Raw genomic sequence first — 8,716 nt, forward strand, 5'->3', positions numbered from 1 at the left:
AAGGGTTTCCCTTCCCATCTTTTCTCGTTTTTCGTAAAAAGCGCGAAGGCCGTAGCGCCTATCTTATGTGCGTTCAAGGGGGCGTTGTGAAGGCCTCCGGCTGTACTGACATGGGCTCCTATGTATTTCATAATCTATATTTTTATAAATTGATGAATACAAATATAATAAACATTTGCCATAAAAACAACGGTTATCTTCTTTATCTTCAAGAGGATAACCGTTAATTTATATATCCTGAAGAAGTTTCAGGATGCAATGAAAAGAGGGTAACCTCTTGGGCCATTTCGAATGGCTTTTGAGTCACCACCGTGTGTATTTTCCTTTTTAGTCTCCTTTTTTTCGTTTTAATGCTCCAAAATTATCTATCAGCAAATAAATGTAGTAATTTTGTGGAAAATATCAGATTATGAATGTATTGGATTCTTATATACCGCGAAAACTGCCGATTGTCGCTTTAATCTGCACGGTGTTCATCACATACCCTAACGTGGTGTGGATTCCGTGGAATTTGGCACGACTGAATGTCGGCGAAGAACCCGGTTTTTGGGCGTTCTTCGCTTTCCGCATGATTTATTTCTACGGCTTGTTTTACTTCCAGTTAAGATATAACGTGCGCAAGATTGGCAATATGTCATTTACGGCACGTTTCGGACAGAACTTTATTTATACACTTGTCGGATGTGCCGCATTCGTCGGGCTGTCATACGGCTTGCCGCTGCTGGGCATTCAGACTGGATATGTGGGCAACATCCTCCTGTTCCAGTTCTTTGTGGTATGCCTGCTTTGCACGTTCATCGGGTACATTTCGGTGCTGTATGACAGCCAGCGGGAGAAGGAACAGGAGATAGAGCGACTCCGTATTGAGAATCTGCAAAGCCGTTGCGATGCCCTTGCCAACCAGATCAATCCGCATTTCTTTTTCAATTCGCTCAACGGAATATCCTCGTTAATCAGAAGAGAAAATGATGACAACACATTGCTTTATGTAACGAGATTGTCGGACATTTTCCGTTATATTCTGCAAAGCGACAAGAAAGGGATTGTGTCATTGGGTGAAGAACTGACATTCATTCGCTCTTTCATGCACGTGATGGAAGTGAGGTTTGAAGGCAAACTGACCTGTTCGATTGAAGTACCAGAAGAAGACCTCGGACTAATGCTGCCTGTACTCTCACTGCTGCCACTTTTGGAAAACGTGACCGTACACAATCAGATAGACAGCGACCACCGGATGAATATCACTATCCGGATGAATGGCAACGAACTGGAAATATCGAATCCGGTATATCCCAAACTCGCCCCGCCCGACACGAACGGTATCGGTTTGCAGAACCTGCGCAATCGTTTCGGACTGATGATGAAGAGAGAAATTCGTGTGGAAACCGACGGTGACACATTTAACGTATATCTCCCGTTAAGGTAATAGAAGAAACTATGAGAGTATTGATAGTAGAAGATGAAACGGCGGCTTACAAGAATATGGTAAACGCCTTGCAGACAATAGATCCCACTATTGAGATTGCCGGTAATACGGAGAGCGTGAGCCGGACTGTGGAGTGGCTGCAAAACAATCCGCAACCGGATCTGATATTCATGGACATACAATTGTCCGATGGCTCGGCTTTCATACTTTTCGACCGCATGAAAATCGAGACACCGATTGTCTTTACCACGGCATACGACCAGTATGCCATAGATGCTTTTCGGGTAAACAGTATCGATTACTTGCTGAAACCTATCAAACCCGATGAACTGCAAAGAGCGTTGGACAAGTTCCGCCGCTGGATGCCCGCCGATATGGGCGGCTATCTTTCCCGGCTGATGGCGTTGGCTCCCAAACCGGGATATAAAGATAAAATATTGATTCCCTTACGGGATAAACTTCTGCCGGTAGCACTGGACGATGTGGCCTGTTTCTACACGACCAATAAGCAGACGCTTGTCTGCCTAAAAAACGGTGTGCAATATGCGTATGTCAAGACGCTGGAACAAATAATGACGATGCTTGACCCCTCCCGTTTTATCCGGGCGAACAAGCAGTATATCATCGCACGGGACAGCGTGAAGGAGATCACTGTATGGTTTGACAGCCGCCTATTGGTAAAACTGAATGTAGAAACTCCCGAACCCATCTATATCAGCAAGAACAAGGCGCCAGAGTTCAAAGCATGGGTTGTATAGGAGCAATGAGTTTCCTTATCCTAAAATTATAACAGCTTCTTTCGGGAAGCTGTTTTTTCGTTTTCAAGCAACACTTTTACGCGTTAATGCCGCTTTCTATATAATGTATGTCATACCGCTGTAACTTTGCATTCAAATAATTGATTACAAAGTTTATAGCAATGAAGAATCATATCTATTTCAGATTTGTCGGAGCGGCCGTACTCCTTTTGATATTTTCCTCATGCAAGGATGGAAAAGAGGGAAATACAGCTCCCAAGTATTACCCAACGGAGATTCTCGCTCCCGTCAGCAGGACGGGACAAGTGCAGTATCCGGCACTCCTCAAAGGTCGTCAGAGTGTGGAGATACGTCCGCAATGCAGCGGACTTATCACACGGATTTGCATAGAAGAAGGTGCGAACGTGAGAAAAGGGCAGATACTTTTCGTCATCGATCAGGCTCCCTATCTTGCCGCCTTGAAAACCGCTTCAGCCAATGTGTCGCAGGCCGAGGCGCGACTGGCAACCGCACGACTAACACTCGACAGCAAGGAAGCGTTGTTCAAAGAAAATGTCATTTCCGAGTATGAATGGCAGACGGCCCGTAACGACCTGAAAGCAGCCGAAGCGACACTTGAACAGATGCAGGCGTAGTGCGACAACGCCCGGACGGAATTATCCTATACCAAGGTGAAAAGTCCGGTGGACGGTGTGGCAGGCATGATTCCCTACCGGGTGGGCGCATTGGTGGACAGGAACATTGCGGAGCCGTTGGTGTGCGTGTCGGACACGGAAGAAATGTTTGCTTACTTTTCCGTTTCGGAGAGCGACGAACTGGCGAGGAGCGCAAGGCTCGGGACGCAGGAAATCGTTTTCCGTTCCGCCAATAGAGCGATCCCCGTTGTAAACGGAGTCATCGATGCCGTCAGTGGTACGGTGGATACCCGGACGGGAACCATCAATATTCGGGCAAGAATCCCAAACCGCGATAAAATATTGTATGACGGCAGCATAGGTACGGTGCTCGTTTCATTGAAAAAAGCAGACTGCATCGTCATTCCTCAGACAGCTACATACGAGATTCAAAACCGCACATTCGTCTATAAGGTCGTGGATGGGCGTGCCGTCTCTGCGTCCATTGAAGTGGAGGACATCGGCAACGGCAGGGAATACATCGTCCTGTCCGGTCTGAAAGCCGGTGACAAGATCGTGACGGAGGGCGCGGGGTTGTTGCGCGAAGGGACGGAAATCACTGAAAGTATAACCGCCAAAACCGCTTCACGATGAACTTGCAGACTTTTATCAACCGCCCGATATTGTCCGGCGTATTGTCGGTGTTCGTCGTACTCCTCGGCATCATCGGATTAGTGCAACTGCCCGTCGAGCAATTTCCGGAAATAGCACCGCCCACGGTCAGGGTGAGCACTACTTACACGGGCGCCAATGCCGAGACCTTGCAGAAAGCCGTTGTCGCCCCGTTGGAAGAAGCCATCAACGGCGTGGAGAACATCAACTACATGACCTCCTCTGCCACCAACAATGGCACGGCCACCATCAACGTCTATTTCCGTCAGGGTACAGACCCCGACATGGCGGCAGTGAACGTGCAGAACCGCATCGCCTCGGCACAGGGCGTACTGCCTGCGGAGGTAATCCGTTCCGGCATCACCGTGCGTAAGAGCCAGAACAGCACGGCTAAGATTGTGGCACTGTACAGCCCGGACAACAGCTTTGACCAGAAATTCCTGTACAACTATTTCAAGATAAACATCGAACCGCGACTGGCGCGTATTCCCGGTGTGGGCGACATAACAGTGTTCGGCTCCGACTACTCGCTGCGCATCTGGCTGGATGCGGAAAAGATGACGGCTTACGGCCTTGTCCCTGCCGACATCACCACCGTATTGGACGAGCAGAATGTGGAAGCCCCTACCGGAACATTGGGAGCGGATATGGACAACACCTTCCAGTATGTACTGAAATACCGGGGACGCTATGAAGACGAGGAAGATTTCGGCAATCTCGTTATCAAATCGCTGTCTAATGGAAGTATCCTGCGCCTGAAAGACGTGGCGGAAGTGGAACTCGGTGCATTGAACTACGCCACGAAGAACGAGCTGATAGGACATCCGGGCACGAACTGCATGATAGCACAGGCGCCCGGCTCGAACGCCAATGAAATCGTCGAGGCGATAGACGAAGTGATACGGGATGCCGCCGCCGAATTGCCCAAAGGAATGGAACTGGTCGATCTGATGAGCATCAAGAGTTTTTTGGATGCTTCCGTACACAACGTGATAGAAACCCTGCTGGAAGCCATCCTGCTGGTTATTTTTATCGTGTGGCTCTTCCTGCGCAACCTGCGTTCCACGGTGATTCCCGCCGTGGCTATCGTTGTATCATTGATTGGAACATTTGCTTTCCTCTATTTCGCAGGAATGTCCGTCAATATGCTGACGCTATTTGCGCTGGTACTTGTTATTGGTACGGTGGTGGACGATGCGATTGTCGTAGTCGAAGCCGTGCAGTCCCACTTCGACAGCGGTTGCCCTTCTCCCCGTCAGGCAACGGTGGAAGCCATGCAGGGCATCAGTCGTCCGTTGGTTACCACTTCATTGGTGTTCATGGCCGTATTTATCCCGGTCTGCTTTATCGGCGGTGCGACGGGCAAGTTCTACACGCAATTCGGTCTGACAATGGCGGTTGCCGTCTTGATTTCCACATTTAACGCACTCACATTCAGTCCGGCGCTATGCGTACTGCTGATGAAACCGACCGCCGTCATGAAAAAAACGTCTCGTTTCGCAACCGCTTACGATGCCGCCTTTGAGGGAATGACGCGCAAATACAAAAGCTCCGTGGTGTTTCTGCTCCGCTGCAAATGGCTTTCCGCCACGTTGCTGCTGGCTGCCACCTGCGGCTTCTTCTATCTGCTGAATGTGGCAAAGACGGGACTTGTACCCGATGAAGATACGGGAACGATTGTGGTAGATGTACAGGCTGCTCCCGGAACAAGCCTTGCCCAGACGGAACGCATCCTCAAGAACATCGAAGACCGCATCAAGGATACCCCGCAATTTCAAATCTATTCCAAGTCGATAGGGATGGGAATGCTTGCCGGGCAGGGACCTTCCAATGGCACATTTATCATCCGCCTGAAGCCGTGGGACCAGCGGACAGGTCGCCATGACGACAACCGCTCTGTTATCAATGACCTGTACCGCCGTCTCTCGGACATCACCGATGCACGCATCATGGTCTTTGCCCAGCCCATTATTGCCGGTTATGGTGTGACCAATGGTTTCGAGGTACATGTGCAAGACAGATGCGGCAGTTCGGTAGAAGAGCTGCAACTTCACGCGCAGGCATTTATTGCGGCACTGAACGAACGACCGGAAATTGCGCAGGCACAGACCTCTTTCGACAGCCGCTATCCGCAATACCGGGTGGAGGTGAATGCCGCCGTGTGCAAGCGGGCGGGCGTGTCGCCTTCGGAAGTGCTCAACGCTCTGTCCGGCTATATCGGAGGCGTCTATTCCTCGAACATCAACCGCTTTTCCAAACTCTACCGGGTGATGATGCAGGCATCGCCAGAGTACCGGGCGGATGTCCGTTCGTTCAACGGGCTGTTCGTGCGCACCGCATCGGGTGAGATGTCGCCCATCAGTCGCTATGTCACCCTGACCCGTATCTATGGATCGGAATCCCTGTCGCGTTTCAATCTCTTTCCGTCCATCGCGGTCAATGGCGCACCCGCCGCCGGATATAGTTCCGGACAGGCTCTGAATGCCATTCGTGAAGTCGCTGCGCAGACACTTCCGGCGGGATACGGTTACGAGTTCGGGGCGATGTCTCGCGAAGAGGCTTCGGCGGGCAATACATCGGTTTGGGTATTCGGCATCTGCATCGTGTTCATCTACCTGATTCTGTGCGCCCTCTATGAGAGCCTGCTCATACCGCTTGCCGTCATTCTCGCCATTCCTTTCGGACTGTTCGGCAGCTTCCTTTTCGCCAAACTATTCGGCATCGAGAACAACATCTATATGCAGACCGGTATCATCATGCTCATTGGTCTGCTTGCCAAAACTGCTATTCTCCAGACAGAGTACGCATCCGAATGTCGCAGCAGAGGCATGAGCATCACGGCATCGGCTGTCGCCGCGGCGGTTGCCCGGCTTCGTCCTATCCTGATGACCTCGCTGACCATGATATTCGGACTGCTTCCGATGATATTCTCCACCGGAGTAGGCTGCAACGGATCGCGCTCGCTGGCAGTGGGTACGATAGGCGGTATGCTGGTGGGTACGGTGTCGCTGTTGCTCTTCGTGCCGCTTCTGTTCATCGTGTTCCGGCACGTGGAGGAAAAAATGATACCGGGAAATAAAATTAAAAACACATACAATAATCCTTATTAAAATTCTTACGAAGATGAAAAAGTTGATATTTATTTTGGCAGCCATATTCGGGCTGAGCCTTACGGTCAGTGCTTGTAGTACCCATGACGGCAGAATAGAGGAACCTGAAACGGAACGACCGGATGAACCGTCCGATTCAGATACGGATTCCGGAATTATGGGGAAGACTCTTATCGTGTATTATAGTTTTACCAACAATTCACACGTTATCGCCACAGAACTCCAAAAACAGACCGAAGCAGATATGCTCCGGGTCGAGCCTGCTGATGAGAACGTGGACTACAATGATTATTCCATCGGTTTGCCTATGATGAATCTCATCAAGGCACATCCGGACGATCCGGCATCTTATCCGGCTATTAAAACCGCAGCCGGTAATTTGGGTGATTATGATAATGTTATTATCGTAGCCCCGTTGTGGTGGAACAACATGGCCGCACCGCTTCAAACATTCCTGTTCAAATACGGTGCTGAAATGGAAGGCAAACACATCGGACTGATTGTGTCAAGCGGAGAAAGCAGCATAGAAGGTGTTGAAGCCGATGTAAAACGGCTTATCCCGAAAGGAAAGTACCTCAATCCTTCTTTGTGGATATTACGTTCGCATACCAATCAATGCCGTACATTGATTGAAGAGTGGTTGAAAACAATACATTAAAAAATGAAGCGACTGATCTTTCTTTCAATGGCAGCTTGTCTTCTGACTGGCTGCGGAATATATGGGAAATATTCACGTCCGGACATGGAAATCGAGACTCAATATCGCCATACGGAAAATACGGCTGATACGGCAACGATAGCCTCGCTGTCATGGCGTGAGTTCTTTACCGATACTTGTCTGCAAGCCCTTATTGAACAGGGCTTGCAGCGGAATACGGATTTGCAGATTGCACGTCTGAAAGTAGAGGAAGCCGAAGCGGTGCTGATGAACGCCCGACTTTCTTACCTGCCGGCGTTGGCCCTCTCACCGGAAGCCGGTGTCGGTCGTTACGTCGGAAATACATCGAAGACTTACCATATAGCAGCTTCGGCCAGTTGGGAACTCGATATATTCGGAAAGAACACTAACGCCAAACAAGGCGCGAGTGCAGCTCTTGATGGCAGCCGTGATTACGCCCAAGCCGTCCGGACACGGTTGATAGCTACGATTGCCGACAGTTATTACACGCTGCTGATGCTTGACAGCCAGTTGAATATCGGTGAACAGACCTTGGAAAACTGGGAGAAAAGCATCCGCACGCTTGAAGCCTTGAAACGTGGCGGCGAAACGAACGATGCCGCTGTGTTACAGGCACGCGCTAACCGCATGACGCTTGAAAGTTCGATACTGGCTCTGCGCAAAAGCATCGCCGATACGGAGAACAGTCTTGCGGTATTGCTTGCTTTGCCATCGCAACGCATAGCACGGGGTGCATTGTCGGAGACGACATTCCATGAATCGGTTTCTGTGGGCATACCGGTACAGTTACTTGCCAACCGTCCCGATGTGCGGCAAGCGGAACGCAATCTGGCACAAACATTTTATGCCACCAATGCTGCACGTGCAGCATTTTATCCGGCCGTTACCTTATCCGGTACGCTCGGTTGGACAAACAACGGCGGAGGGGTTATACTGAATCCCGGCCATTGGTTGTTGAATACCATCGGTTCGCTGACGCAACCGCTGTTCAATAAGGGTACTAACATCGCTAATCTGAAAATCGCTGAAGCTCGGCAAGAAGAAGCCAAACTGCAATTCCGGCAATCTTTGTTGGATGCAGGCAAAGAGGTAAACGACGCCCTTGTCCAATGCCAGACGTCAAAACGGCAGATGGAATTGGGAGAACAGCAAATCACGACATTACACGAAGCTGTACGCAAAACGGAGTTACTGATGCGCCATTCTTCCAGTACCTATCTGGAGGTGCTGACCGCACAACAATCATTGCTCGATGCCCAACAGAAGCTGTCACAATTCCGTTTCGATAATATACAAGGTTTTATCAACCTGTATTATGCATTGGGAGGAGGGTATTTATAAATCAATTCTTTTATGGCAAAAACAATATCAATCCAAATATGGATTATCTTTGGCTATCTACTGATTATTCTATTGATTGGAGGTATTGCTTATACATGGAGTTATGAATGGCAAAA

Annotated in this window: 6 protein-coding genes and 2 pseudogenes; 7 read left to right on the plus strand and 1 reads right to left on the minus strand. The window is 49.7% G+C overall.

Annotated features, from left to right (window positions below; translation table 11 throughout):
* Positions 1-131, minus strand: a pseudogene (locus Q0Z70_RS12335) (deoxyribonuclease IV); the annotation flags it as partial.
* Positions 132-409: 278 nt separating this feature from the next.
* Between Q0Z70_RS12335 and Q0Z70_RS12340 the strand changes: the two are divergent.
* From Q0Z70_RS12340 to Q0Z70_RS12370, 7 genes and pseudogenes are all read left to right on the plus strand, one after another.
* Positions 410-1,426, plus strand: a complete 1,017-nt coding sequence (locus Q0Z70_RS12340; RefSeq protein WP_298074948.1) for a histidine kinase — start codon at positions 410-412, stop codon at positions 1,424-1,426.
* A gap of 11 nt (positions 1,427-1,437) precedes the next feature.
* Complete coding sequence (locus Q0Z70_RS12345; RefSeq protein ID WP_298074950.1) at positions 1,438-2,184, plus strand: LytTR family DNA-binding domain-containing protein; 747 nt, start codon at positions 1,438-1,440, stop codon at positions 2,182-2,184.
* A 161-nt stretch (positions 2,185-2,345) separates the two neighbouring features.
* Entirely contained in the window at positions 2,346-2,819 is a 474-nt protein-coding gene (locus Q0Z70_RS12350) for a biotin/lipoyl-binding protein (RefSeq protein ID WP_298074953.1), read from the plus strand.
* Positions 2,820-2,834: 15 nt separating this feature from the next.
* Positions 2,835-3,452: pseudogene (locus tag Q0Z70_RS12355) on the plus strand (efflux RND transporter periplasmic adaptor subunit); the annotation flags it as partial.
* Entirely contained in the window at positions 3,449-6,580 is a 3,132-nt protein-coding gene (locus Q0Z70_RS12360) for an efflux RND transporter permease subunit (protein WP_298074955.1), read from the plus strand. The pseudogene Q0Z70_RS12355 and the gene Q0Z70_RS12360, both read left to right, overlap by 4 nt.
* 13 nt (positions 6,581-6,593) lie before the next feature.
* The gene (locus tag Q0Z70_RS12365; protein WP_298074957.1) at positions 6,594-7,238 is read left to right on the plus strand and encodes a flavodoxin; all 645 of its coding nucleotides are present in this window, start codon (positions 6,594-6,596) and stop codon (positions 7,236-7,238) included.
* Positions 7,239-7,241: 3 nt separating this feature from the next.
* On the plus strand, positions 7,242-8,600 hold the full coding sequence (locus tag Q0Z70_RS12370) for an efflux transporter outer membrane subunit (RefSeq protein WP_298074959.1): 1,359 nt from the start codon (positions 7,242-7,244) through the stop codon (positions 8,598-8,600).
* Positions 8,601-8,716: the final 116 nt, after the last annotated feature.

This window comes from uncultured Bacteroides sp. (assembly GCF_947632445.1).
Lineage (GTDB): Bacteria > Bacteroidota > Bacteroidia > Bacteroidales > Bacteroidaceae > Bacteroides.

Coding starts and splice junctions, on each gene's coding strand:
- Q0Z70_RS12340 (WP_298074948.1), top strand. CDS start 410: ATGAATGTATTGGATTCTTATATACCGCGAAAACTGCCGATTGTCGCT.
- Q0Z70_RS12345 (WP_298074950.1), top strand. CDS start 1,438: ATGAGAGTATTGATAGTAGAAGATGAAACGGCGGCTTACAAGAATATG.
- Q0Z70_RS12350 (WP_298074953.1), top strand. CDS start 2,346: ATGAAGAATCATATCTATTTCAGATTTGTCGGAGCGGCCGTACTCCTT.
- Q0Z70_RS12360 (WP_298074955.1), top strand. CDS start 3,449: ATGAACTTGCAGACTTTTATCAACCGCCCGATATTGTCCGGCGTATTG.
- Q0Z70_RS12365 (WP_298074957.1), top strand. CDS start 6,594: ATGAAAAAGTTGATATTTATTTTGGCAGCCATATTCGGGCTGAGCCTT.
- Q0Z70_RS12370 (WP_298074959.1), top strand. CDS start 7,242: ATGAAGCGACTGATCTTTCTTTCAATGGCAGCTTGTCTTCTGACTGGC.